The 24390-nt window shown below is 66.2% G+C and carries 26 protein-coding genes; 8 read left to right on the top strand and 18 right to left on the bottom strand.

Annotation, left to right across the window (positions count from 1 at the left end; genetic code table 11):
- Positions 1 to 3 precede the first annotated feature (3 nt).
- The 3 genes from G481_RS0111890 to G481_RS0111880 all read right to left on the bottom strand — a co-directional run bounded on the left by G481_RS0111890 (position 4) and on the right by G481_RS0111880 (position 4345).
- A complete protein-coding gene (locus G481_RS0111890) occupies positions 4 to 1617 on the bottom strand; it encodes an amidohydrolase (RefSeq protein WP_028030235.1) in 1614 nt (537 codons plus the stop codon).
- 106 nt (positions 1618 to 1723) lie between these two features.
- On the bottom strand, positions 1724 to 3337 hold the full coding sequence (locus G481_RS0111885; RefSeq protein WP_028030234.1) for an amidohydrolase: 1614 nt from the start codon (positions 3335 to 3337) through the stop codon (positions 1724 to 1726).
- 45 nt (positions 3338 to 3382) lie between these two features.
- Positions 3383 to 4345: a 2-hydroxyacid dehydrogenase gene (locus tag G481_RS0111880; protein ID WP_035025916.1), complete on the bottom strand. Its 963-nt coding sequence runs from the start codon at positions 4343 to 4345 to the stop codon at positions 3383 to 3385.
- 334 nt (positions 4346 to 4679) lie between these two features.
- On the opposite strand from G481_RS0111880, the gene G481_RS23640 reads away from it, so the two are divergent.
- Both G481_RS23640 and G481_RS0111870 read left to right on the top strand, forming a co-directional pair.
- Positions 4680 to 5411, top strand: coding sequence for a GntR family transcriptional regulator (locus G481_RS23640; protein WP_211235201.1), 732 nt, complete (start codon positions 4680 to 4682; stop codon positions 5409 to 5411).
- Positions 5412 to 5492: 81 nt separating this feature from the next.
- Positions 5493 to 6554: a YeeE/YedE family protein gene (locus G481_RS0111870; RefSeq protein WP_028030232.1), complete on the top strand. Its 1062-nt coding sequence runs from the start codon at positions 5493 to 5495 to the stop codon at positions 6552 to 6554.
- 47 nt (positions 6555 to 6601) lie between these two features.
- On the opposite strand, the gene G481_RS0111865 is transcribed toward G481_RS0111870, so the two are convergent.
- The 13 genes from G481_RS0111865 to G481_RS0111805 form a co-directional block, all read right to left on the bottom strand.
- Positions 6602 to 7543 carry an MBL fold metallo-hydrolase gene (locus tag G481_RS0111865; RefSeq protein ID WP_028030231.1) on the bottom strand — a complete coding sequence of 314 codons (942 nt, stop codon included), beginning with the start codon at positions 7541 to 7543 and terminating at the stop codon, positions 6602 to 6604.
- A gap of 3 nt (positions 7544 to 7546) precedes the next feature.
- Positions 7547 to 8458 (bottom strand): MBL fold metallo-hydrolase, encoded by a 912-nt coding sequence (locus tag G481_RS0111860; RefSeq protein ID WP_028030230.1) that lies wholly within the window; start codon positions 8456 to 8458, stop codon positions 7547 to 7549.
- A 67-nt stretch (positions 8459 to 8525) separates the two neighbouring features.
- Positions 8526 to 9788, bottom strand: coding sequence for an NAD(P)/FAD-dependent oxidoreductase (locus tag G481_RS0111855; RefSeq protein ID WP_028030229.1), 1263 nt, complete (start codon positions 9786 to 9788; stop codon positions 8526 to 8528).
- Positions 9789 to 9940: 152 nt separating this feature from the next.
- Positions 9941 to 10657, bottom strand: a complete 717-nt coding sequence (locus G481_RS0111850) for a c-type cytochrome (RefSeq protein ID WP_028030228.1) — start codon at positions 10655 to 10657, stop codon at positions 9941 to 9943.
- A gap of 5 nt (positions 10658 to 10662) precedes the next feature.
- Positions 10663 to 11784 (bottom strand): c-type cytochrome, encoded by a 1122-nt coding sequence (locus G481_RS0111845; protein WP_028030227.1) that lies wholly within the window; start codon positions 11782 to 11784, stop codon positions 10663 to 10665.
- Entirely contained in the window at positions 11768 to 13042 is a 1275-nt protein-coding gene (gene soxC, locus G481_RS0111840; protein ID WP_028030226.1) for a sulfite dehydrogenase, read from the bottom strand. The genes G481_RS0111845 and soxC overlap by 17 nt, the downstream gene beginning before the upstream one ends.
- Positions 13043 to 13064: 22 nt before the next feature.
- On the bottom strand, positions 13065 to 14756 hold the full coding sequence (gene soxB, locus G481_RS0111835; RefSeq protein WP_028030225.1) for a thiosulfohydrolase SoxB: 1692 nt from the start codon (positions 14754 to 14756) through the stop codon (positions 13065 to 13067).
- Positions 14757 to 14876: 120 nt separating this feature from the next.
- On the bottom strand, positions 14877 to 15749 hold the full coding sequence (gene soxA, locus G481_RS0111830) for a sulfur oxidation c-type cytochrome SoxA (protein ID WP_028030224.1): 873 nt from the start codon (positions 15747 to 15749) through the stop codon (positions 14877 to 14879).
- A gap of 28 nt (positions 15750 to 15777) precedes the next feature.
- A complete protein-coding gene (gene soxZ, locus G481_RS0111825; RefSeq protein ID WP_028030223.1) occupies positions 15778 to 16107 on the bottom strand; it encodes a thiosulfate oxidation carrier complex protein SoxZ in 330 nt (109 codons plus the stop codon).
- Between the two features lie 22 nt (positions 16108 to 16129).
- On the bottom strand, positions 16130 to 16552 hold the full coding sequence (gene soxY, locus G481_RS0111820; protein ID WP_028030222.1) for a thiosulfate oxidation carrier protein SoxY: 423 nt from the start codon (positions 16550 to 16552) through the stop codon (positions 16130 to 16132).
- A gap of 43 nt (positions 16553 to 16595) precedes the next feature.
- Positions 16596 to 17069: a sulfur oxidation c-type cytochrome SoxX gene (gene soxX / locus G481_RS0111815; RefSeq protein WP_051294490.1), complete on the bottom strand. Its 474-nt coding sequence runs from the start codon at positions 17067 to 17069 to the stop codon at positions 16596 to 16598.
- 116 nt (positions 17070 to 17185) lie between these two features.
- On the bottom strand, positions 17186 to 17746 hold the full coding sequence (locus G481_RS0111810; RefSeq protein ID WP_028030220.1) for a SoxW family protein: 561 nt from the start codon (positions 17744 to 17746) through the stop codon (positions 17186 to 17188).
- Positions 17747 to 17759: 13 nt separating this feature from the next.
- On the bottom strand, positions 17760 to 18497 hold the full coding sequence (locus G481_RS0111805) for a cytochrome c biogenesis CcdA family protein (protein ID WP_028030219.1): 738 nt from the start codon (positions 18495 to 18497) through the stop codon (positions 17760 to 17762).
- A gap of 110 nt (positions 18498 to 18607) precedes the next feature.
- Here G481_RS0111805 and G481_RS0111800 point away from each other — a divergent pair, with 110 nt between their 5' ends.
- The 6 genes from G481_RS0111800 to G481_RS0111775 all read left to right on the top strand — a co-directional run bounded on the left by G481_RS0111800 (position 18608) and on the right by G481_RS0111775 (position 23016).
- Positions 18608 to 18970 carry a thioredoxin domain-containing protein gene (locus tag G481_RS0111800; protein ID WP_028030218.1) on the top strand — a complete coding sequence of 121 codons (363 nt, stop codon included), beginning with the start codon at positions 18608 to 18610 and terminating at the stop codon, positions 18968 to 18970.
- A 106-nt stretch (positions 18971 to 19076) separates the two neighbouring features.
- Positions 19077 to 19418 (top strand): ArsR/SmtB family transcription factor, encoded by a 342-nt coding sequence (locus tag G481_RS0111795; protein ID WP_028030217.1) that lies wholly within the window; start codon positions 19077 to 19079, stop codon positions 19416 to 19418.
- Positions 19419 to 19478: 60 nt separating this feature from the next.
- Positions 19479 to 20522, top strand: coding sequence for a YeeE/YedE family protein (locus G481_RS0111790; protein ID WP_028030216.1), 1044 nt, complete (start codon positions 19479 to 19481; stop codon positions 20520 to 20522).
- An 85-nt stretch (positions 20523 to 20607) separates the two neighbouring features.
- The gene (locus G481_RS0111785; protein ID WP_028030215.1) at positions 20608 to 21351 is read left to right on the top strand and encodes a glucose 1-dehydrogenase; all 744 of its coding nucleotides are present in this window, start codon (positions 20608 to 20610) and stop codon (positions 21349 to 21351) included.
- A gap of 93 nt (positions 21352 to 21444) precedes the next feature.
- Positions 21445 to 22437 (top strand): P1 family peptidase, encoded by a 993-nt coding sequence (locus tag G481_RS0111780; RefSeq protein ID WP_028030214.1) that lies wholly within the window; start codon positions 21445 to 21447, stop codon positions 22435 to 22437.
- 24 nt (positions 22438 to 22461) lie between these two features.
- A complete protein-coding gene (locus G481_RS0111775) occupies positions 22462 to 23016 on the top strand; it encodes a hypothetical protein (RefSeq protein ID WP_035025913.1) in 555 nt (184 codons plus the stop codon).
- Here the strand turns inward: G481_RS0111775 and G481_RS0111770 are convergent, their stop codons facing one another.
- The gene (locus tag G481_RS0111770) at positions 23017 to 23598 is read right to left on the bottom strand and encodes a histidine phosphatase family protein (RefSeq protein ID WP_028030212.1); all 582 of its coding nucleotides are present in this window, start codon (positions 23596 to 23598) and stop codon (positions 23017 to 23019) included.
- Positions 23595 to 24377 carry an alpha/beta hydrolase gene (locus tag G481_RS0111765; RefSeq protein WP_028030211.1) on the bottom strand — a complete coding sequence of 261 codons (783 nt, stop codon included), beginning with the start codon at positions 24375 to 24377 and terminating at the stop codon, positions 23595 to 23597. The genes G481_RS0111770 and G481_RS0111765 overlap by 4 nt, the downstream gene beginning before the upstream one ends.
- Between the last annotated feature and the right edge of the window lie 13 nt (positions 24378 to 24390).

Raw genomic sequence — 24390 nt, 5'->3', positions numbered from 1 at the left:
GGCCTAGCCCCCCGTCGCATCGTGAACGACCTTGCCGCCCAGCAGGGTCATCACGCAGTCGGTGTCCAGGATGGCCGCAGGCGCGATCTGGAACAGGTCGTGCGAAAAGACCGCAATGTCTGCCAGCTGCCCCGGCACCAGACGGCCCTTGCGCCCCTCGTCATGGGTGGCATAGGCCGAGTCCAGCGTATAGGCGTTCAGCGCCTCGGCCATGGTCAGGCATTGATCGGCGCCCAGCACGGTGCCCTTGTCGGTGGTGCGGGTGACCATGGCATAAAGCCCCGCAAAGGGGTTCAGCACCGTCACCGGGCAATCGGTCGAGGCCGAGGGGCGCAGCCCTGCGTCGATCCATGACCGCATCGGATAGGACGTATCGGCCCGTTCCTTGCCCATGGCTTCGACATATTGATCGCCGAAGTAATAGATGAAATCGGGCTGCGGGCCGGGGATGACGCCCAGTTCCTGCATGGTGGCGATCTGGTCGGGCGTCACCCAGCCGCAATGCTCGATCCGGTGGCGCCGGTCGGGGGCAGGGTTCGCCGCCTGCGCCAGCCGCACGGCGGTCAGGAACTGTTCGATCCCGGCATCACCGATCGCGTGAACCGCCAGTTGAAAGCCGTGGTCATGGGCGCGTTTGGCCAGCGCGTTGCACTCGTCATCCGACAGGCAGAAGATGCCGCGATCCGAGGTGCCGGGGTAGTTTTCCTTCATCGCCGCGGTCTTGCCGCCAAGGCTGCCGTCGATGAAGAACTTGACCGGCCCCACGCGCAGCATGTCGCAGCCGGAGCCGGACAGGTGCCCTTCGGCAACCGCCCTGTCCAGAATGTTGCGATCCTTGTCGCCGATCAGGCACATCGACACCCGCACGGGCAGGCGGCCGGTGTCCCTGGCTTTCTGATAGGCCTCAAACTCGGTCCAGCCATGGCTCATGCCGACGGCGGCATCCATCGTCGAGGTGATGCCAAGCGCCAGCATCAGCTTGCCGCCCGCCTCGATGGCGTCGACGTAATCGTCCAGCCCCGGTTCGGGGTGCAGATCCAGCACCGGGCGTCGGGCGTTTTCGGCCAGAAGGCCGGTCAGCTCGCCATTGGCGCGCTGGATCGCGCCGCCATCGGGGTCGGGGGTATTGTGGCCGATCCCCGCCATCGACAGCGCGATCGAATTCGCCACGCCCACATGCCCGCAGGCACGCGAGACATAGACCGGGTTGTCCGGCGCCGCCGCGTCCAGCTCGCGCAGGGTCGGGTGGCGGTATTCGGCCAGCTTGGCATGGTCATAGCCGCGCCCGATGATCCATTCGCCGGGTTTGCGGGTTTTCGCGGCCTCGGCCACCAGGTCCAGCAGGCTGCCGACGGATTTCACCCGCTTGGGGTTCAGATCCAGATGCTTCAGCCCCAGCCCGAACATCGACAGATGGGTATGCACGTCATAAAGGCCGGGCGTCGCCAGCCGTCCGCCAAGGTCGATCACCTGCGTGTCGGGGCCGGCCAGGGCCGCGATGTCATCCGCGCTGCCGGTGGCCAGCACCTTGTCGCCCTGAATGGCCAGTGCCTCGGCAAAGCCTTCGGCCATGCCGCACCAGATCTTGCCGTTGGTCAGGATCGTGTCGGCGGTCATTTGGCAGTCCTTCGGGCTGGAACGGGTGCAGTCATGGGGCGGTCCTGTCATTGGCGTTTGAGGGATGCGGCCGGCCCGATGTGGCTGGACCGGCCGCTCCGGCGGCTCAGGCGCGATAGACGACCTCGCCGCCCAGCAGGGTCATCAGGCAGCGGGCGCCCAGGATGGCCTTGGGCTCGACCGTGAAGAAATCGGTGTCGAACACGGCCACATCGGCCAGCTGGCCAGGGATCAGACGGCCCTTGCGGTCTTCGTCATGCACGCCATAGGCCGCCTCGTAGGTGTAAAGGTGCAGCGCCTCGGCCATGGTCAGCTTCTGATCCAGCCCCAGCGGCTTGCCGCTGTCCGAAAGCCGCGTGACCAGCGCATAGATGCAGGGCAGCGGATCGGGCGAAGTCACCGGGCAATCGGTCGAGGCCGAGGGGTGCAGCCCGCTGTCCAGCCAGGTCTTGAACGGGTAGCAATGCTGCGGCCGCTCGTGGCCAAGGATGGTGTGATAGCCCTCGCCGAAGAAATAGAGAAAGCTGGGCTGCCCGGCCGGGATCACGCCCATGGCGATCATGCGCGGCAGATCCTCGGGCTTGTGCCACCCGCAATGTTCGATCCGGTGGCGCCGGTCGGGGGCGGGCAGGGCGGCATAGGCCTTTTCATAGGCGTTCAGCACCATGTCGATGGCCGCATCCCCGATGGCATGGGGGGCAAGCTGATAGCCCCGCTCGTGCGCGGTCATGGTCAGCGCATCGGTCTGTTCCTGCGTCAGGCACTGAACGCCGAAGTTGGTCGGATCATTCTCATAGGCTTTCGACATCCAGGCGGTGCCCGCCCCGGCCGAGCCGTCGGTGAAGTATTTCACCGGCCCGATGCGGAAGATGTCATCGCCAACGCCGGTCACCAGGCCCTTGGAATAGGCATAGTCAAGGATGTTGCGTTCCGCATCGCCCATCAGCGTGCCTGCAACGCGCACCGGAATGCGGTTCGCCTTGCGCGCGGTGAGATAGGCGTCCAGCTCGACCGTGCCGACCTCAAGCCCGATGGCGGCCTCCATGCAGGAGGTGATGCCGAAGGACAAAAGGCTTTTGCCGCCGCGTTCGATGGAATCGACCAGATCTTCCTCGGTCGGCAGCGGGATCACCGCCTGAATGGGCGCACGGGCGTTTTCGAACAGCAGGCCATCCAGCTCGCCTGCGGTGCGGCCGATCTTGCCGCCGAACGGGTCGGGGGTGTTGTGCCCGATCCCGCCCGCCTGCAGCGCCAGCGTGTTGGCCACCGTGGTATGGCCGCAGGTGCGGGTCAGGAACACCGGGTTTTCCGGCGAGACGGCATCCAGTTCCCGCCTGGTGGGGTGGCGCAGCTCGTCCAGCTTGTCGTGGTCATAGCCGCGGCCCAGGATCCATTCGCCGGGTTTGGCGTTTTTCACTGCCTCGGCCACCAGATCGACAATGGCCTGAACGCTGGTCACACCGGCCGCCGGGCGCAGGTCCAGCTGGACCAGGCTTTTGCCATACATGTGCAGGTGCAGGTGCGCATCGTTCAGGCCGGGCACCGCAAGGCGCCCCTCAAGGTCGATGATGTCGGTATCGGGGCCTGCCATGGCCGCGATGTCGGCGGCGCTGCCGGTGGCCAGCACCTTGTCGCCTGCGATGGCCAGCGCCTCGGCAAAGCCTTCGGCAAGGCCGCACCAGATCTTGCCATTGGTCAGAATGCGGGTCGGGGCGGTCATGGGCAGTCTCCTTGGATGCGGGGCTTGCCCCCCCGCGTCGGTGGGTCAGTAGCCGCTTGCGCGGTCGACAAGTCCGGGTGGGCGCCGGCCTTCGCGCACGGCCTGATAGTTTTCAGCGATCTGGCGCAGGATCTCGGGCCGGCTGCTGTCCGAGGCGCGATGCGGGGTCACGAGGATGTTCGGATGACCCCAGAACGGGTGATCGTCCGGCGGGGGCTCCACCCGGAACACGTCGATGCTGGCGGCGGACAGCTGGCCGCTGTCCAGCGCGGCCAGCAGATCGGCCTCGACCAGATGCTCGCCGCGGCCGATCTGGACCAGAACCGCACCCTTGGGCATCTGTGCGAACAGCGCCGCATCCAGCAGATCGCGGGTGCTGTCCGTCAGCGGCAGGGTGTTGATCAGGATGTCCGACTGCGCCGCCACCGCCTGAATGGCGCCTTCGCCGCCGATCACCTGAACGCCGGTCGGCGCCTGCACCGCACCGGCCGAGCTGCGCGCGGCCAGCACCGGAAAGCCCATCGCGGCAATGGCCCGCGCGCAGGCCTGACCCATCAGGCCATAGCCCAGGATCCCCACCCGCACCCGGCCAGGGGGCGGGGCGCGAAAGCTGCGGTCCCAGGTGCGGCTGGCCTGATTGGCCACATAATCGCCCATCCGGCGATGGTGCCACACGACATGCCAGGCCGCGAACCCGGCCATCATGTCGGCCTGCCCCTGATCGCGGATGCGGGTGACGACAACCTGCGGCGGCAGCGACGGGCAGGTCAGGATCCGGTCCACCCCGGCCGCAATCGACGAGACCATGCGCAGATTGGGATAGGCGTCAAAGGCGCGATCCTCGGGCGCCCAGCTCAGCGCCACGTCGACGCGGGCCGGGTCGGTGACCTGATCGGGGCTGATCACCCGAACGCGGTCGGTATTCGCATCGGCGAAGATCCGGGCAAGATCGAAGGTCCGCGACAGCGCAAGGATCTCGATCACCTCGGGGGCGCCGCACCCGCTCATGGTGCAAGGCCCGGCCTGCGCAGGGCAGATGGCCCGCCGACCCCGAAATCCGCCCCTGCCGCGATGTCGCATGCGCCATCGCCTTGCGCACAAAACTGGCGGCACGTCGTCCGAACAGCGCCCGGTGTTGTCATCGTTTTTCCCTGTCCGCGAATCGCCCAGGTTGTGCGACCGTCGTTCTTGTTGAGCTGAGGTTCCGGGAAACTCGTCGACTTTTCAAGTGTCGACAATCGACATAATGTATGCCTAGATGGCACATTGCCCGCGGCCGGACGTGACGCCCAAAGATCGGGCAGACTGCAACGCCGCATCCATCTGCATCAAGGGGGCGTCCTTGGCCGGCGCAGTCGAGACAGAACCGATGTTCAAGGCGTTGCAGCAGCCCGACCTGCCAAGCCGCATTGCCGATCAGGTGTTGCGCGCCATTGGCGACGGGCTTTTGCGCCCTGGCGAACGTGTGACCGAGGCGCGGCTTGCCGAACAGCTGGGCACCTCGCGCGCGCCGGTGCGCGAGGCGCTGCGACTGCTGGAAAGCCAGGGGCTGATCGTGTCGCACCCGCGGCGGGGCTTTTTCGTCAAAAGCTATGATGCGGACGAGCTGGCGGATATCTATGACCTGCGCGAATGCCTGGAACTGCACAATGCCCAGGCGCTGGTCGACCGGATGACCCCGGCCGATCTGACACGGCTGGAGGCCCAGGTCGAGCTGCTGAAAAGGCTGGGTGCCGAAGGGCGGATGCAGGAACAGGTGGCCGAGGATTACGCCTTTCATCGCATGATGTGCGAGATTGGCGGCAATTCCCGCATCCTGCGGCTGTTCGACCAGATCGCGACGGAACTGCGATCCGGCATCGCGCTGGTCGGCCGGGTCTATGACGATCCGGTCGAGATTGCCCGCCAGCACGAGCCGCTGATCGAGGCCCTGCGCTCGCGCGATGTGGCGCGGATCCGGGCCGAGCTGCAGGACCACCTGCGCGATGCGGCGTTTCATGCGACCGCGCTGTACCGCCAATGGCCGACCGCCGACGCGGACAGGCCAGCCGACCCGCCGGACAGCGCGCGCTGAACGGCAGGCGATTGCCGCATCTGACCTGAATCAAGGCGGCGCGCGCCCTCTTGTGGCATGTGGCGCGCAGGAGGACGCGCCATGGACCTGACCTATCTGCTTGATCGTCTGCCCGAGCCGATCCTGGCTGCCCTGTTCGGCCTGCTGGTGGGGGCGGTGTTCGGCTTTTCTGCGGAACGGTCGTCCTTTTGCCTGCGCGCCGCGACCGTGGAATTCGCGCGCGGGCGGATGGGGTCCAGGGTGGCGGTCTGGCTGCTGACCTTTTCCACCGCCGTGATCTGGGTGCAGGGGGCGCAATGGCTGGGCCTGTTCCGGTCGGCCGATGCGCGGATGATGGCGGTCACCGGCAGCTGGTCGGGCGCGGTGATCGGCGGGTTGATGTTCGGCGCCGGCATGGTGCTGGCCCGCGGCTGTTCGGGGCGGCTCTTGGTGCTGGCGGCGACGGGGAACCTGCGGTCGGTGGTGTCGGGGCTGATCTTTGCTGTGGTGGCGCAGATGGCGCTGCATGGCTGGCTGGCGCCGGTGCGGCAATGGCTGGCCGGGCTGTGGGTGACGCCGGGGGGCGCGAACGTCAACCTGCTGACCCTGCTGGGGCTGCCGCAAGGTGCCGGAATGGGCCTTGGGGTTGCGCTGGCCGTGCTGGCACTGGTGCTGGCGGCGCGCAATGCGATCGGCTGGCGGGTGCTGGTGTTCGGCTCGGGTGTGGGCTTTGCCGTGGCGATGGGCTGGGTGCTGACCTGGAACCTGTCGCAGGCCGCCTTTGACCCGGTGTCGGTCACATCCGCGACTTTCTCGGGGCCATCGGCCAGCACGCTGATGTTCTTTCTGACGGAAAACCCGGTGCTGGACTTTGACATCGGGCTTGTGCCGGGCGTTGCACTGGGGGCGCTGGTTTCGGCCGGGCTCAAGCGCAGCCTGAAGTTTCAGGGCTTTGACGGCGAAAGCCAGATGCGCCGGTCGATGTTCGGTGCGGTGCTGATGGGCTTTGGCGCCATGCTGGCGGGGGGCTGCGCCATCGGGGCAGGGGTGACGGGCGGGTCGATCTTTGTGGCGACCGCCTGGCTTGCGCTGCTGTGCATGTGGATCGGCGCGATGATCACCGACTGGCTGGTCGATCAGCAGGGCGCGCGGGTCACTGCCTGACGGCCCCTGGTTGCGCCGGGATCCTGTCGGCCCCGGCGCAGGCAGCGCTATTCGAATTCCATCTCGGCATAGACGACGCCGGCATTCTTGGTCGCCAGTTCCTCGAACGTATCAAGGCGCGACCAGCGCGACTGATCGACATAATAGGCACCCGCCAGATCGCCGCCTGCCTCGATATGCGCACCGATCTTTTCGCGCAGATCCAGCAGGTAATCGCGGGTGAACCGCTGCACCTGCGCCAGATTGGTCGGGTGGCCGTGGCCGGGGATCAGATAGGTCGGGGCCAGCGGGACCAGTGCCGTATCCCAGGTCTCGATCCAGCACGAGGTGCAGGTGCCTTCAAAGATCGGCGGCATCCGTTCGTGAAAGGCGATGTCGCCGGCCACCATCATCGACCATTGCGGGATCCAGACCTGAGTATCGCCGGGGCTGTGCGCCGGGCCAAGGTGCAGCACCTGAAGCGTCACATCGCCCATGGTGATGTCCTTGCGGCCGGTAAAGGTTTCGGTCGGCATGGTGATGACGGTGCCCTCGGCATTCTCGCGGGCATAGCGTTGCAGGGCGGCCAGATCCTGCGCCGCGCCATCCGCGAATTCGGCCGCCGCTTCCTCATGCGCCAGGATCGGCACGCCTTGCGCGGCCCAGTAGCCGTTGCCCAGATTGGCGTGGCCCTGACCGTTTTCCACGATCACCAGCCTGACCGGCTGATCGGTGACGGTCTTGATCTCGGCGTGCAGCGCCTCGGCCAGTTTCCACGAGGCGCCCGAGTTGACCACGACCACCCCGTCGCCGGTGACGATGAAGGACAGGTTGTTGTTATGCCCCGCGTTTTCATAGGTTGGCGGTGCGGTGGCGCCGGTGGCGGTGAACACATAGGGGATCACCTCGACCGGTTTGGCATATAGCACCGATTGCGGATACTGGTCGGGAATGTCCTCGGATGCCAGGGCGGGCAGGGCGGTCAGCAGCAGCAGGGCAAGGGCGCGCATGGATCAGATCTCCACGAAGGTATAGGCGTCGCCCGCGCGTTCGACCCGGCCGATCCCGCCGCCCGGCAGGTGAAAGCCGATCATCGTGGCGCCGCTGTCGGCCAGCTGCGCCAGCAGCGCGACCCGCGTTTGCGCGCCCAGCACCGGATCCTGATCCGAGGGCGAATGCCAGGCCGGCATGTCAAAGGCGATATGGCCATTGCCGATGGCGTCGCCGATCACGGTGATCGTGCCTTCGGGACCGACGATGTCATAGCTCATGTGGCCGGGCGTATGGCCGGGGGTCAGGCGGGCGGTCAGGCCGGGCAGAACCTCTTCGCCGTCCGCCAGCTTGCGCACGGTATCCGCGATCACCTCCAGCCGCCGCGCGGCGCCGACGGCAAAGGTGGCGCGATCGGCGCCGATCGTCTCGAGCGTGGCAGGATCGGTCCAGAAGTCGAATTCGGCCGCACCGATCATGTATTCGGCATTCGGGAACACAGGTTCGTCGAATTCATCCAGCAGGCCCCAGATGTGATCGGGATGCGCATGGGTAAAGACGACATGCGTGATGTCCTCGGGCGTGACGTCCAGCGCGTCCAGCGCCTCGGCCAGCTTGCCGGCGGTGGGCATGAAATCGGGGCCCGAGCCGACGTCGAACATCACGGTGTTGGTGCCATCGCGCAGCAGGGTGACGTTGCAAGGCGGGGTCAGCTGGTCGGTCGGCAGCTTGTGCCGTTCCAGCAGCGCGGCGATCTGATCGGCCGGCAGGTCGCCAAAGCTGAAGCCGATCGGCATGACAAGATTGCCATCGGACAGGGTGTCGATGCGCAGCCCGCCGGTTTCCAGCGAGGTGCCGGCCCAAAGCCGGCGGGGCGCAAGGGGCGCGGCCAGCGAGGCAGCGGCACTGATCAGGATATGTCGGCGGGTCAGCATGGGGCACCTTTGGAAATGCGGCGGCCCCGGCAGGGGGCCGCCCGTTGGTCTGTGGGCGGGCAATGGGTCAGCCGAAGATGTCGGCGGTGATCCCGGCATACCAGCCAAGGCTTTCCTCATAGGTCGCCTTGCGCAGGGCCGCATCTTCGCCGGTCTGGCTGATGAAGCTTTGCACGCTGGCGATCTTTTCGGGGGTGGGCTCGTAGGCGGCGCCGACCTTGACGCCATCGTCGGCGGCGATCAGCGACCAGCAGGTGTTCGCGTATTTCGCCGGGAACACCTTGGCGCCCAGCAGATCGCCCCGGATCGCCATGGCGGCGATCTTGGCCTGACTGTTGGCCGAGAAGCCCGATTTCGGCATGTCGCCCTGAGCGCTGGAATCGCCCAGAACCCAGATGTTGTCATCGGTTTTCGACTTCATGCTGTCCGGGTGCACCGGCGCCCAGCCCGAGTCTGCCGTCACGCCGGCCAAGGCGGCGATCTTGCCCGCCATCTGGCCAGGAATGACGTTGCAGACATCGACCTTCTCGGCCTCGCCGTCGATCACCACTTCCATGCTGGCCGGGCGCACCTCAACGGCGTTGCCGCCCATGTCGGGGCCGATCCGTTCGACCATGCCGGGGTAGTGCTTTTGCCAGCCTTCCTCGAACAGCGCCTGTTTCGAATATTTGTCCTTGGGGTCGATCAGCAGGATCTTGGCAGTCGGGTTGTGCTGTTTCAGCCACCAGGCGACCATGCTGATCCGCTCATAGGGGCCAGGCGGGCAGCGGTAGGGGTTGGGGGGCGCCACCATGGCAAAGGTGCCGCCCTGGGGCATTGCCTCGATCTGCCGTTTGAGCAGCTGGGTCTGGGGGCCCGCCTTGTAGGCGTGGGGCATCACCTCGGCATCGGCAAGCGACCAGCCGGCGACCGAGCCTTCCTTGAAGTCGATGCCGGGCGAGAGCACCAGCCGGTCATAGCCAAGGGTCTGGCCCCCGGCCAGCGTGACGGTTTTCGCCGCGCGGTCCACCGCCGTGGCCATATCGGTGATGACGGTCACACCACCCGCAGCGATCTTGTCATAGCCATGCTGCAGGCTTTCGAAGTCGCGAAAGCCGCCCAGATAGAGGTTCGAGAAGAAGCAGGTGGTATAGATCGGGTTCGCCTCGATCAGCGTGACGTCCAGCGCGCCCTTGCTGTCCTTGGCCAGATAGCGCGCGATGGTTGCCCCGCCAGCCCCCCCGCCGATCACCACGACCCGCGGCTTGGCCTGGCCCAGAACCATCGGCGCCGACAACAGGGCGCTGCCTGCGGCCACCCCGCCCAGAAACAGGCGTCTGTTCAGTGTCATGTCGTCCTCCCTTGGATGGAACCGGCAGATGTTCGCGGCTCTGCCAGTCCAGGTAAATCATTGACTTTGCGAAACAATGGAACGCTTCTTCTTGTTTTTGGGCCCTTTGGGGAAAGCTGTTTCCCGGCATCCTCCCATGCCGGGGCCTGTCCCTAGCGGGCCGGGTCCAGCGCGGCGAAAAATGCTGCCAGCGCCGCGATTTCGTCGTTGGACAGCCGCCCGGCCATCATCTGCATCACGGGATGCGGGCGCAACTGCCGCTTGTAGGCGTGCATCGCGACCACAAAATCCTCTGTCGGCCAGCCGGTGATCGAGGGGATGCCCTGGTCGGACCCATCCGCCTGATGACAGGTGGTGCATTCCGACGACAGGTATTCGCCGTAATCCGGGTCGCCCTTGAGCGCGAGGATCGCGGGATCAAGGTCATGGTCGGTCCTGACGGCGGTGGGCTCGGCCTCGGGGATGTTCTGCGGCTTGTCGGAATATTCGCGCAGATAGGCCAGCAGCGCGCTGCGGGCCTCGGGGTCGGCCATGCCGCGATAGTTCATCCGGGTGCCCGAAACCAGCGCCCTGGGGTTTTCGACATAGGCGGTCAGGGTTTCCAGCGTCCAGGTCAGGCCGTCGCGGCCCATCCGCGTCATGGCCTTGGAATAGCTGAAATCCTCCAGCGACCCGGCCCGGCGGCCAAAGATCCCTGTCAGGCGCGGCCCGACCCGATTTGTGGCGCCAGGGCCGATCTGGTGGCAGGCCGAACAGTGCTGCCTGAACAGCGTCTCGCCCCGGACAGCATCGCCAATGGCATCGGCCGCCGCAGGCAAGGGGCCCACGGCGGCGGAAAGGATCAGCACGATGGCGGCCAGGCGCCTCATGCCGGTCAGTTGCTGAAGGTCGACAGATAGGCGATCACCGCCGCGCGGTCTTCCTCTTTCTTCAGGCCGGCAAAGGACATCTTGGTGCCCTTCATGAAGCCCTTGGGGTCGGCCAGGAAGGCATCAAGCGAGTCCATGTCCCAGACCAGCCCGCCTTCGGCCATGGTCAGCAGCGGCTTGGAGTATTTGAAGCCATCCGCCTTGCCCGCCGCATGGCCAAACACGTTGTTCAGCGCGGGGCCCGTGCCGTTCTTGGCGCCGTCGCCGACCTTGTGGCAGGCGGTGCATTTCTTGAACACCTTCTCGCCGTCCTCGATCAGTTCGGGATCGATGGCGACGACGGCCTCGGTCGCAGGCGCTGCCGGTTCGGCCTTGGCCTCTTCGGCCTTGGCCGGTTCCGGCGTGACCTCGGCGGCCTTGGTGTCGCCCGATGCCGGGGCTACCGCTGCGGCGGCGTGCAGGTCGGGCAGGGTGCCGGCCGGCTTGCCATCGGGATCAGTCGGGGTCACGTTCAGCTCGACCGCGCGCTTGGTGATCTTCTGTTCCGGCAGGCAGTCCGTCATGCAGGCGGCGGCCGAGAACAGCGGATATTCCGACTCGGCCCGGTCGTCGGGGTAGAACCCGTCGGCATTCGGCAGCTGGATTTCGGTGAAGTTCTTGTCGGACAGCACGAAATCTTCTTCGACCAGCCCGTTGGAATAGAGCAGGAAGGCGGTGATCGCATAGGTCTCGTCGACCGACAGGGTCTGCGCCGCGCCAAAGGGCATCGAGCGGTGGATATAGTCATAGACCGTCGACAGATGCGGCCAGTAGCTGCCGATCGTCTTGACCGGGCGCATATCGCGCAGCGTGCCATCGCCGCCCGCCAGCACCGGCCAGGCGTCCAGCCCTTCGGCGAATTCGCCGTGGCACATCGCGCAGTTGGCGGCGAACACTTCCTCGCCGGTCGCCACATCGCCCGAACCCGGGCGCAGCCCCTGGCCATCGGGCAGGACAGCGACGTCCCAGGCCGAGATTTCTTCGGGCAGGGCGGCGCGGCCCAGGCCCAGGCGTTCGGCCATCGCCGGCGCGGCAAGGGCCGAGACCGTCAGCGCCGAGCCAAGAAGCAGCTTAAGCGATTTCGACATTCTCGACCTCCCCGTCGGCCCGGACCCACCAGGTCTGGATTCCGTTGTTGTGATAGACGTTGTTGCGGCCGCGGATCGCGCGCAGCGCGTCCTTGGTCGGCTGGACATAGCCGGTTTCATCGGTGGCACGCGATTGCAGCATCAGCTCTGACCCGTCCCAGTCGATATCCAGATGGAAGCGGGTCAGCGCCTTGGCCTTGGCCTCGCCGGTGATGCGGGCCTCTACCCAGTTGCGCCCGCCATCCATCGAGACATCGACCTTGGTGATCTTGCCATTGCCCGACCAGGCAAGGCCCGTGATGACCAGTGGCCCCTTGCCATGACGGATCGGCGCCTGCGGCGAGGGCGAGGTGATGACGGATTTCGCATCCATCACCCAGGTCCATTTCCGCGCGCGGCCATCGGGCATCAGATCGGTGTATTTCGACGTTTCCTCGCGGCTTTCCACGGCCCGGTCATAGACCCCAAGGCGGCGCACCCACTTGACCCACATGTTGCCTTCCCAGCCGGGAACGACCAGACGGGCCGGATAGCCATGTTCCTTCCGCAGCGCCTCGCCATTGGCGTAGAAGGCCAGCATCACGTCATCCAGCGCCTTTTCCATCGGCATGGAGCGGCCGTTGGACGAGGCATCGGCCCCTTCGGCATAAAGCCACTTGCCTTCCGGCTTGACCCCGGCCTCTTCCAGCAGGACGCGCAGCGGAACGCCGACATATTCCATGTTGTGGATCATGCCTTGGGTGAACTGGCAACCTTCCAGCTGGGCGCCGCCCCATTCCATCCCGCCGTTCGCCGCACATTCGCAAAAGGCGGTGACCGAGGTGCGGGGGAAGCGCAGCAGGTCTTCAAAGGTGAAGACCAGCGGGCGTTCGACCAGGCCGTTGATCATCAGCCGGTAATCGGCCTTGGACAGCTCGATCGCGCCGGAATGGTGACGCTCGAAGGCGCAGCCTTGCGGGGTGATCGTGCCTTCCAGCGCGTGGATCGGCGTGAAGTTGATGGAACTGACCGGGCTTTCGGTCAGCCATTCGACGTTGCGGCGCACCACATGCTGTTCAAAGCGGATGGGCATGCCATAGGGCACGGCATCCACCGGGTCGCCGAATTCGGTCGCCCAGGGCTGCACTTCGGTGATCAGCGGGTCGGCGCCTTCGGCGCGGGCGGCGCTGGTGCCGGCCACCAGCCCCGCGCCTGCCAGCGCGGTCTGGCGCAGGAAGCCGCGGCGCGAGGTGCCGGTTTCGGGTTCGTCATTATTCATGGGCGAACACTCCTTGGTCGTGTCAGATGCCGGTCACGGTGACCGAGGTGTTGGGTTCCAGACGGACGGTGCCGATCTTCTTGATGTGGGATTCGATGACATCCCAGATTTGCGGGCCTTCGGTGCCTTCGTTGACCGAGGCCCAGCCGGCGACCGTATAGGATTTGGCCGCGTCGATTTCTTCGCCGGTGTCGACCAGCGCCATGGCGCTGATCCGCTCGCCGATGGGCTTGGACACGTCGACCGCATAGGCCAGCCCGCCCACGCGCACCATGTCGCCGCCCTGCTGGTAATAGGGGTCGGTGTTGAAGATGTTGTCGGCCACGTCTTCCAGGATCAGCTTGATCGTCTCGCCCGTCATTTCGGTGCGGTAGCACTGGCCATAGGTCATGCTGGTGACGTTCAGGATATCCTCGCGGGTGATCGCCTCGCCCGGCAGGATCGAGGTGCCCCAGCGCACGCCGGGCGACATCGCGATCTGGGCGTCACGCTCGCTGCGGATCGCGTCGCAGATCAGATCGTCCCAGGTGCCGTTGAAGTTGCCGCGCCGGTAAAGCAGGCTTTCGGTGGTGCCGATCTTTTCTTCCAGCTGTGCCTTGAACGGGGCGCGTTCGGCGTCGATCAGCGCGGCCATGTCGGCATCGGGCGTGATGACATCCGAGAAGATCGGGATCAGCTTGTGGCGGAAGCCCATCATGCGGCCATCGCGCACGTCCAGATCGACGCGGCTGACGAACTTGCCGTTCGATCCGCTGGCAATCAGGATCGTCTCGCCCACCAGCACAGGCTCGGGGACGGCGTCATGGGTGTGGCCGGTCAGGATGACGTCGATGCCATTGACGCGGCTTGCCATCTTCTTGTCGACGTCAAAGCCGTTGTGCGACAGGCAGACGACCAGATCGACGCCTTCGGCGCGCACCTCGTCGACGACCTCCTGCATCCGCTCTTCGCGGATCCCAAAGGAGTACTCGGGGAACATCCACTTGGGGTTGGCGATCGGCATATAGGGGAAGGCCTGGCCGATCACTGCGATGCGCACACCGCCCTTTTCAAAGATCTTGTAGGGCTCGAACGCGGGTTCATCCCATTCGGCGTCAAAGATATTGGCGCCCAGGAAGGGGAAGGGCAGCCCCTCGACGATTTCCTTGACCCGCTCGGTGCCAAAGGTCCATTCCCAGTGGCTGGTCATCGCCTCGGTGCCAAGCGCGTTCATCACGTTGACCATGTCCTGACCCTTGGTCAGCAGCGAGGTCATCGAGCCATGCCAGGTGTCGCCGCCGTCCAGCAGCAGCGCATCGGGACGCGCGGCGCGGATGGATTTCACCACGGTCGCCACACGGTCCATGCCGCCCATCTTGCCATAGGTGCGGGCCAGCGCGTCGAAATCGGTATAGGTCAGCGCATAGGCCTCGGCCGAGCCGGGGGCGATGCCGAACATCTTCTGGAAATCGGTGCCGGTGACATGGGGCACATGGCCCTTGGCCGCGCCGACGCCCAGGTTGATTTCCGGCTCGCGGAACCAGATCGGCTTGAGCTGGGCGTGAATGTCGGTGATATGGATCAGGGTGACATTGCCGAAGTCGTCGAATTGCAGCAACTGGTCCTGGGTCAGCCGCTGCTGGGCCGCCAGCCGCGCCCAATTGCCAAAGCCCGACGCGCCATAGATGGCGGTGGTGGCCATGGCGGCCTGTATGAACTCGCGGCGGGTGATCATCCCCGGAACTCCTGTTAATCGTCGGGCAATACACGACCATTGCGCCAAGGCGCCTGGGGCCGGACCCCGGTGTCAGACTGTCGGAACGTGGCCGCCGGCCGGACCGGCGACCACAAGGGTTCAGTGACGGACCGAAACGCCTTCGACGCTCAGGCCGGCGCCGCGCGAGGCGACGTAAAGCTCCAGCGCCTTGAACTCGTCCGAGCCGGCCTTGAAGGTCTCGGCCCGGGTGTCACGCACGCAGCCGACGAACCGCTGCTGGGCGCTGACCATGCCGGCATCCTTCAGGCGATAGGTCGGGAAGCCGTTGATCTGCCCCTGGCTCAGGTGGTCGGCGCGGATCATGTTGCCGAAATTGTCCTCGTGGCAATTCGCGCAGGACATTTCCAGCTGACCATAGCGGGTGTAGTAGATCTCCTTGCCCTTTTCCCAGAACGGGGCGGCTGGGCCGTCGATCTTGACCTGCACCGGCATGCCACGCGACTGAAGCGAGATCAGCGAGAGCATGTCCTTCATGTTCGAAGACGTGACCCCCCACTTTTCCAGCCCCATGCGCTCGGTCACGCAGGTGTTGATGTAGTCTTCCATGATCATCAGCTTGCCGGACTTGGCATCGACCCGCGGCATGTGCGCGCGCAGGCCGGCCATCGACTCGGGGCCCTGGTGGCAACCGGCGCAGCTTTCGCCGTTCTTTCCGATGGCCTCGTTCCACTTGTCGGTGGCGCGGTCGACAAACACCATGGCCGGGTTGTCGAAATCGTCCCGCTCCATCGCGCGGGTCGCCTCGTCACGGAACAGCCAGCCCGAATAGATCTCGTCCAGCGCGCCATCCAGATAGGCGGGGGCGGTGGTCTTGGTGACGATCTCGACGGGGCCATCGTCGGTTTCGATGACCAGTTCGTCCTCGACCGGGGCGGCGAAGGCCGCGCCGACAAGGGCGAGGCCAAGGGCCGTTGCGGCCAGTGCTGTCTTGGTCTTGGTAAAGCGCGTCATGGCGTCTCCTCCCTGGACGGATGCTGCTTTACGCGACTTCGATCGGCTTGACGTCTTCGTAGACGGAGCCGTCGTCATCATACCAGGTGAACTTGAATTCACCCGCCGCGTCGACCTTGGCATCGAATTCGAAGTAGGGGTTGGTCGAGACGGCCGGTTCGATCGTGACGTCGACCACGTTCACCCCGTTCAGATCGCAGGTGAAGCGGTTGATGATCGAGCGCGGGATCAGCTTGCCGTCCGAGCCCTTGCGCTGGCCCGATTCCATCGTGTGCGAGATCAGCGCCTTGATGGTGACGACTTCACCGGCCTTGGCCGATTTCGGAACCTTCACGCGGGGCTTTGCGTCTTTTGCCATGTCGTTTCTCCTGTTCCTGAACTCAGCCGCCGCAGCCGCCGATGGTCACCTTGACGGTGGTCTGCGCCTTGACGACCGAGCCGTCGGCCATCTTGGCCAGGGCGACGACATCTTGCGTGGTCGCCAGACGGATCCGGGTGGCGGCGCGCTGGGCACCGGCCGCGGGGCCGAAGGTGAAGGTGGCAACCGCCGGCTCCGGGTTGCCGGTGGCCAGCAGCATGATGGCAACGGCGCCGGGGGCGTTCACCTCGACCGGGACGGTGTTGCCGTTTTCAGCGATTTCCGGGGCGGTCAGCGTCAGGCCGCCTTCGCCGACCGCTGCGCCGCCGGTAAAGGCCGCGGTCAGCTCGTCGACGGTCTTGGCAAGGGCCGCAGAGCCCGGCAGCACGGCGGCAGCAAGTCCGCCAAGGCCAACCCAGAGCGCATCGCGTCGTGACAGTTTCATCAGTTTCTCCTTCGTGTTGGCGGAGCCCGCCAGGTGGCAGGCGTCAGTCCTTGAGCGTCATGAGGAAGGCGACGACATCCTCGATCTGCTGGGCATTCAGGATGGGGGGCAGCGGTTCGGTGCCCGCCTTGCCGGTATAGGCGTCGCCCGGACGGATGTAGCCATCGACCTTGTAGAAGGCGGGCATGAAGGTTCCGTCAAAGGTCATCTTGGCATTCGCCACGATGCCGCGCAGTTGTGCCTCGCTCCAGCGGCTGCCAGCACCATCGAGGGCCGGGCCGATGTCGCCGGGGAATTCCACCTTGGGCAGCGCGGCGATCTGGTGGCAGGCCACGCAGTTGCCAAGCGCATTGGTGGTCATCACCTTGACGCCGTTTGCCGGATCACCCGGCACGCCGGTCAGCGAGGTCTCGACCGCGCCTTCCGCATAGACCACCTCTTTTGGTGCCGTCTCAGAGATGGCAGGCGTCGCCATGGCCAAAACCAATGCCGACACATACCATAGATGGCTGTTCATGCTGTCCTCCCTCTGCTCTCCCGTAGTCCCCGAAAACCTTGCGGCCCCGACTGCGACAACATGGATATATGGATTTTTGAATATTCCTATATCTTGGTGTTCGTCAAGGCTTCCGGTCAGTTGCTCGCGCCCAGCGTGCGGGCGACGTATTTCTGAAAATGCTCGCCGCTGTCATACCCGTGGTCCTTGACCCAGGTCAGCAGCGCCTTGGTCGTGCCCTTGCCGAAGGCGCCGGGCATCAGGGCGACGGCCGCTTCGGCGGCGGTTTTTCCCTCGGGCACCTCTTCGGGCAAGAATATCATGGTGGGCGTGAACATCACCCCCCAACGCGCGGCCATGTCCTTTTCGGGCAAGGCCGTGCCGTCGAAATCGGTCACCTCGACATCGCCGAACAGGTTCATCTGTATGACGAAATAGCTGTCGCGGATCAGCGCGTCGATCGCGGGGTCGGGAAAGACCTCTTCGTGCATCTTCTTGCAGTAGATGCAGCCGCGCTGTTCCACGATGATCATCAGCCGCTTGCCTTCGTGATTCGCCTCGGCCAGATCCTCGCGCAGATCCTTGAAGGTTTCGCGCAGCCAGTCGGGCTTGTGCAGGCCATCTTCGCCAATCTCCGATCCAAGCGCAGGGCTTGCGGCCAGAACCAGGGCGGCCAGCAGGGTGCGGATGGGTTTCATGGTGTCTCCCCCCTCATTTCAGCGTCGCGGACCAGTCGAAGGTCCGAATCATCCAGTCGGCAATCAGGTTGACCGAATTGGTGGCGATCAGGACGCCGAACACGATCAGCATGACACCCATTGCCTTTTCCACATAGCCCATAAGATTGCGGTGCCGCGCGACCCAGCCCAGGAACGGACCGGCAAAGAAGGCGGCGACCACAAAGGGCAGGGTCATCGCCAGCCCGTAGACCACCAGCAACAGGCCGCCGCGCCACAGATCGCCCATGCCGCTGGCCACCATCAGGATCGCCGCCAGCGCCGGGCCCACGCAGGGCGTCCAGCCAAAACCGAAGGCCAGGCCCATCACATAGGCGCCGATCAGGGTGGATGGCTTGGCCTCGGACTGCACCCGGGCCTCGCGGTAGAGCAGGCCGATCTTGAGAACCCCCAGGAAATGCAGGCCAAAGACGATCAGCACTGCCGCCGCGACCCAGGACAGCGTTTCCTTCCACTGGGCAAAGGCCTTGCCAAGCGCCGTGGCGCCAAGGCCCAGCAGCAGGAAGATGGTGGTGACCCCCAGCGCAAAGGCCAGCGCGCGCAGGATCAGCCGGCGGCGCGCACCGGGTGCGACCTCGCCGCCCTCGCGCAGTTCCTTGACGGAAAGCCCGGCCATATAGGACAGGTAGAACGGCACCATCGGCAAGATGCACGGGGACAGGAACGATAGCAGACCCGCCAGCGCGGCCCCGCCGTAACTGATGTCAAGCATTCAACCCCCTCCCCGAGGATCGCCGCGCGGCTGCCGCTTGTGATGCCGCAACGGTTACATTAGCATATTTCTATGTTCTTCTGCGTGCGTCAATCCTGCGAGTGAAACCGATGATCCCGCGCCTTGTGCTGTCGCTGTTCCTTGCCGTGGCCCTGCCGGTTCAGGTCCGGGCGGCCGAGCTGCAGCTGCTGATGTTCGAACAGCCCGGCTGCATCTATTGCGCGCGCTGGAATGCCGAGGTGGCGCCGCAATACCCGCTGACCGACGAAGGCAAGGCCGCCCCGCTGCGCCGCCTGCAGCTGCGTGAGCCGCTGCCTGCCGATCTGACGCTGGATCGCCCGGCGGCCTTTACGCCCACCTTCGTTCTGGTGGCCGACGGGGTCGAGACCGGACGGATCGAGGGCTATCCGGGCGAGGATTTCTTTTGGCCGTTGCTGGCCCGGCTGATTGCCGCTGTGCCCGCCGGCGAGTGAGGCGCGCGCGCATCGCCGCGCGTCCGTCATGTGAAACCAACCGGGTTCCGGTTGCCCTTTGCGGCCGACATCGGCATGAAGGGGGCGATTAGGGGGGACAGGGCCCTTGGGCGATATCGGCAGCATACGGTCTGACGACGGCGATGCGACCGGCCTGGACGCATTGGTTCAGGCCGCGTCCGATGCTGCGACCTTCCTCAAGGCGCTGGGGCACGACGGGCGACTGACGATCCTGTGCCATCTGATGTCCGGCCCCAAAAGCGTCACAGAGCTGGAAAACCTGCTGGCCTCGCGGCAGGCTGTGGTCAGCCAGCAGCTTGCGCGGCTGCGGCACGAAGGCCTGGTCAGGGCGCGGCGCGAGGGGCAGGCGATCTATTATTCGATACTGGACCCGAAAGTGGCCGAGATTTTGCTGGTTCTCAAGCGAATCTACGGCACGCCCTGCTAGCTGGGCAGCGGTCAACGGGGGGCGCCGGGGTGGAGGCCCCGGCAGGAAGGGAGAGGCGCGATGGAGGGGTTGCCCTATGGAGTGCTGGCCGCGCTGGTCGGTCTGGCGGGCGGCGTCGTGCTGGGCCTGTCGGCACGGCTGGGCGATTTCTGCACGCTGGGTGCGCTGGAATCGGCTGTCTATGGCAAGGACCATCGCCGCCTGAGGCTGTGGGGCATCGTGCTGGGCGTGGCGATCCTGGGAACCCAGGGGCTGGCCATGGCCGGGGTGGTCGATCTGGGGGCCTCGTTCTATCACAGCATCGCCTGGAACCCCTGGGCCTCGGTCGTGGGCGGGCTGATGTTCGGCTATGGCATGGCGCTGGCAGGCAACTGCGGGTTCGGGGCGCTGGTGCGCTTCGGCGGGGGCGATCTGCGATCGCTGGTCGTGGTGGTGGTCATGGGGATCTTCGGCTTTGTCGCGCTGTCGGGGCCGCTGGCGCCCTTGCGGGTGATGCTGTTTCCCCAGCCCGATGCGACCGGGCCGCAGGGGGTGGTGCATGATCTGGCAGGGCTGGGCATTCCGGCGCTGGCCACGGTGCTGCTGACCGGCTGCGCGGCGCTGGTCTGGGGGCTGTGGCATGCGCCCTTGCGCGCCCGTCCGCGCATGATGCTGTGGGGCGTGGCGGCCGGGCTGGCGGTGGTCTGGTGTTTTCTGGGCACCAGCTGGCTTTACGACCAGAGCCTTGGCGAGATCGGTGTCGAAGGGCCCTCGTTCACTGCGCCGGTCGGGCGCACGCTGATCTATCTGATGACCTCGACCGCGGGCGGGATCACCTTTTCCGTAGGGTCGGTCGTCGGGGTGATGGCCGGGGCGCTGATCGGGTCGATGACGCGGGGCCTGTTCAAGTGGGAAGCCTGCGAAGACCCGCGCGAGCTGGGCCGCCAGGTGGCAGGCGCGGCGCTGATGGGGGTTGGCGGGGTGATCGCCATGGGCTGTTCGGTCGGGCAGGGGGTCACCGCCTTTGCCGCGCTGGCCTGGTCGGGGCCGGTGACGCTGGCCGCGATTGCCGCAGGGGCCTTCCTGGGCCTGCAACAGCTGATCGGCGGCTACCAGCCCGAGTAAGTGTGCACGCGCAGCGTGTCCGACGGCTTGCAGCCGGGCGGGAAACATGCGCCTATCGCCCCGATTCCAGTGAGGGGAGACGAGGATGCGACTGCAGGGCAAGACGGCGATCGTGACCGGGGCGGGTTCGGGCTTTGGTGCGGGCATCGCCCGGCGTTTCGCGGCGGAAGGCGCCCGCGTCATGGTGGCCGACATCAATGCCGAAGCGGCAAAGGTCATCGCGGACGAGATCGGCGGCATCGCGCAGGGCGTCGATGTCGGCAAGGGCGAGTCGGTGGCCGCGATGGCTGCGGCGGCCGAGGCGGCCTTTGGCGGGGCGCCGGACATTCTGGTCAACAATGCAGGTGTCACCCATCTTCCGGCCTATATGGAAGACGTCAGCGAGGCCGATTTCGACCGCGTGATGCTGGTCAACGCCAAGTCGGTCTATCTGACCGCGCGGGCATTGGTGCCGGGCATGAAGGCGCGCAAGTCGGGCGCGATCCTGAACGTTGCCTCGACCGCTGGCGTCTCGCCGCGTCCCAAGCTGAACTGGTACAATGCCTCCAAGGGCTGGATGATCACCGCGACGCGGGCGATGGCGGTCGAACTGGCGCCGTTCGGCGTGCGGGTCAATGCGATCAACCCGGTCGCCGGGGAAACCCCGCTGCTGAAAAGCTTCATGGGCGAGGACACGCCCGAGATGCGCGCGAAATTCCTGTCGACCATTCCGATCGGCCGGTTCTCGACCCCCGAGGACATGGCGAATGCGGCGCTGTTCCTGTGCTCGGACGAGGCAGGCATGGTGACGGGTGTCGCCATGGAGGTTGACGGCGGGCGCTGCATCTGAGGCGCGGCGCGGGGTGGATAGCGCCGGGGGATTTTGCATCCCCCGGACCCCCTGCAGGGTATTTGGAGCAAGATGATGACAGGCGGGGGCGTCATGCGGCCAGGACCGAGGAACCTGATCACCGATGTGCCGGGGCTGAAGGTCGGCAATGCCGAGGACCGTCGCGTGCGCACTGGCACCTCGGTGCTGCTGGGCGAGCGGGCCTTTGTCGCCGCCGTTTCGGTGATGGGCGGATCGCCCGGCACGCGCGAGACCGATCTGCTGGCCCCCGACAAGGTGGTGCAGGAGGTCGAGGCGCTGGTCCTGTCGGGCGGGTCGGTCTATGGCCTTGATGCTGTCGGCGGTGTGGTCGACGGGCTGCGGGCCATGGGGCGGGGCTTTGCCGTTCATGGGCTGCATGTGCCGGTCGTCCCAGGCGCGATCATCTTCGATCTGGCCAATGGCGGCGACAAGGGCTGGGATGCCAGCCCCTATCCGGGGCTGGGCCGCGCCGCTTTGGCGGCCGTGTCCGAGGATTTTGCCATCGGCTCTGCCGGGGCGGGGTTCGGGGCGACGACGAAGAACCTCAAGGGCGGGCTGGGGTCGGCATCCCTGGTGCTGTCGAACGGGGTGACGGTGGGGGCGCTGGTGGCGGTGAACCCGCTTGGGTCGGTCGTCGTGGGCGATACCGGGCAGTTCTGGGCCGCGCCCTGGGAGATGGGCGGCGAATTCGGCGGCCGGGGCGTTGCGCAAAGCTATCCCGCCGACGAGGAAGTCCGCCCCGGCAAGGCGCTGCGCGAGGCGACAACGATCGCCATCGTGGCAACCGATGCCAGGCTGACGCAGGCGCAGGCCTTGCGCATGGCGACGGCGGCGCAAGATGGCATGGCGCGGGCGATCGTGCCCAGTCACACGCCCTTTGATGGCGATCTGGTCTTTGCGGTGTCGACCGGCGCGCGGGCGCTGGAGAGCGGCGATGCCGACATCTTCACCCTGGGCCATGCGGCGGCGACCGTGCTGGCCCGCGCCATCGCGCGCGGGGTTCATGCCGCGCAGGCGTTTGAAGGGGACTTGCAGCCCGCGTGGTCCAGCCTGTACGGTCGATAGGCTTCCATTTTTCGGAGACTATTGATGCGTATGTCCCTTTTTGCCCTTGCCCTGCTGGCGGCCGTTCCGGCCCAGGCGGACGAGATTTCCGATACCATCCGCTCGGCGCTGGAGGCGTGGGAGGCGGGTGACCGGCAGTTCGCACTGGACGAGCTGATCGCCGCCCAGCAGATGATCCAGTCGGCCAAGGCTGACGATCTGTCAGCCTTTTTGCCCGAGGCCCCCGAGGGCTGGACGCGCGAGATCAAGACCGACATGAATGCGGGCCTTGCCATGATGGGCGGCGGGATCGGGGCCGAGGCCACCTATGAAGGCCCGGATGGCAGTTTCCGCATCACCCTGATGGCCGACAATCCGATGGTGGCCAGCATGGGCGCCATGCTGTCGAATGCGCAGATCATGGCCAGCATGGGCAAGGTGGTGCGCGTCGGCCGCGTGCGGTTCTTGCAACAGGACAACAGCCTGCAGGCGCTGATCGCCAACCGCATTCTGGTTCAGGCGCAAGATGGCGATCCCGCCGTCATGCTGGGGCTGCTGGAAAAGATGGACCTGGCCGCGCTGGAAAAATTCGGCGGCTGATCACAGCAGCTCGACCCGGCCATCGGGGGTCAGGTGTTGCAGCGAATCCTGTTGCAGCCCGTCAATGATGTTCTCCTCGGGGCTGCGGCGGGTATGGGCCATGCGCACCGCCCAGCCTGCAATCCCGTGCGAGACGATCACCCGCAGATCGGCCGGATCGGCGGCAACTTCGGCAAGGGCGGGGGCGACGCGGGCCACCAGACCTTCCAGCGTCTCGCCGTCGGGGCCGTGAAAGAACCAGCGGTTTTCCGGCGCGCTGGCCCGCAGGCCAGGCCAGCCGGCATCAATCTCGTGCCGGGTCAGGCCGTCCCATTGGCCAAAGCTGATCTCGGTCAGGCGCGGATCGGGGCGCGGGCCGATGGCGCCGGGAATGCGGCTGGCGACAAGGCGGGCGGTTTCCAGCGCCCGGCCCAACGGGCTGGAATGAATGGACACCTTGCGCCCTGCGGCGAGGGCGGCGACCCGCTCGCCCATGCGCAGCGCCTGATCGCGGCCCTTGTCGGTCAGGGGCGAATCCAGCTGGCCTTGCAGCCGCCCGGCGGCGTTGAATTCGGTCTGTCCGTGTCGCAGCAGCAAGATCATGCGACAAGGGCCCTTGTCAGGTCGCTGTCCGGCTGGCTCAGCGGGGCGATCACGTCAAAGTGGTGACGACCGGGGGCGACATGCCAGGGGCAGTCCCATGCCTCGGACAAAAGCCGCGCCTGCCACAGAAAGGCGGGGCGTTCCTGCCCGCCGACCCAGACCAGCACCTCGGGGCCGGGGCGGCGGGGCAGCCGGGCAGGGCTTTCGGATGCCACCTCGGCGCCGTCCAGATGCAGAGTGCGGTTCATGCCGGTCAGCGCGATCTGTTCCAGATCGGCCAGCGGCGAGATGGGAACGGCGCGCCTGATCCGCGCGGCGACAGCATCGGGCAACGCCACATCGGCGCAGGCCATGCGGGCGGTCAGATGTCCGCCGGCGCTGTGTCCGGCCAGGACGATGGGGCCGGCAACCTCGGCCGCCGCCGCGGTCAGGGCTGCCGCGATCTCGGCCGTCATCTGCGAAATCCGCGCCTCGGGCGCCAGCGTGTAGGACGGCATCGCCACCGCCCAGCCATGGGCCAGCGGCCCGGCGGCCAGATGCGACCAGATCTCGCGCCCGAAGGCCATCCAGTAGCCGCCATGGATGAACAGGGCCAACCCCTTGGGCGTGCCCTCGGGCAAGAACAGATCGAACCTGTTGCGCGGACCATCGCCATAGGGCAGGTCCAGCCGGGCTTTCGCCCCCGCGCGAAAGGCCTCGGCCGCAGCGGCCCAGCGGGCCGGATAGTCAGCCCCCTCGGGGATGAAATCCGCATTGGCATAGGCGCGGTCCCAGTCCATCGCATACCTCCGT

It is taken from the genome of Gemmobacter nectariphilus DSM 15620 (assembly GCF_000429765.1).
GTDB classification, from domain to species: domain Bacteria; phylum Pseudomonadota; class Alphaproteobacteria; order Rhodobacterales; family Rhodobacteraceae; genus Wagnerdoeblera; species Wagnerdoeblera nectariphila.
This window is presented reverse-complemented; position numbering and strand designations above follow the sequence as displayed.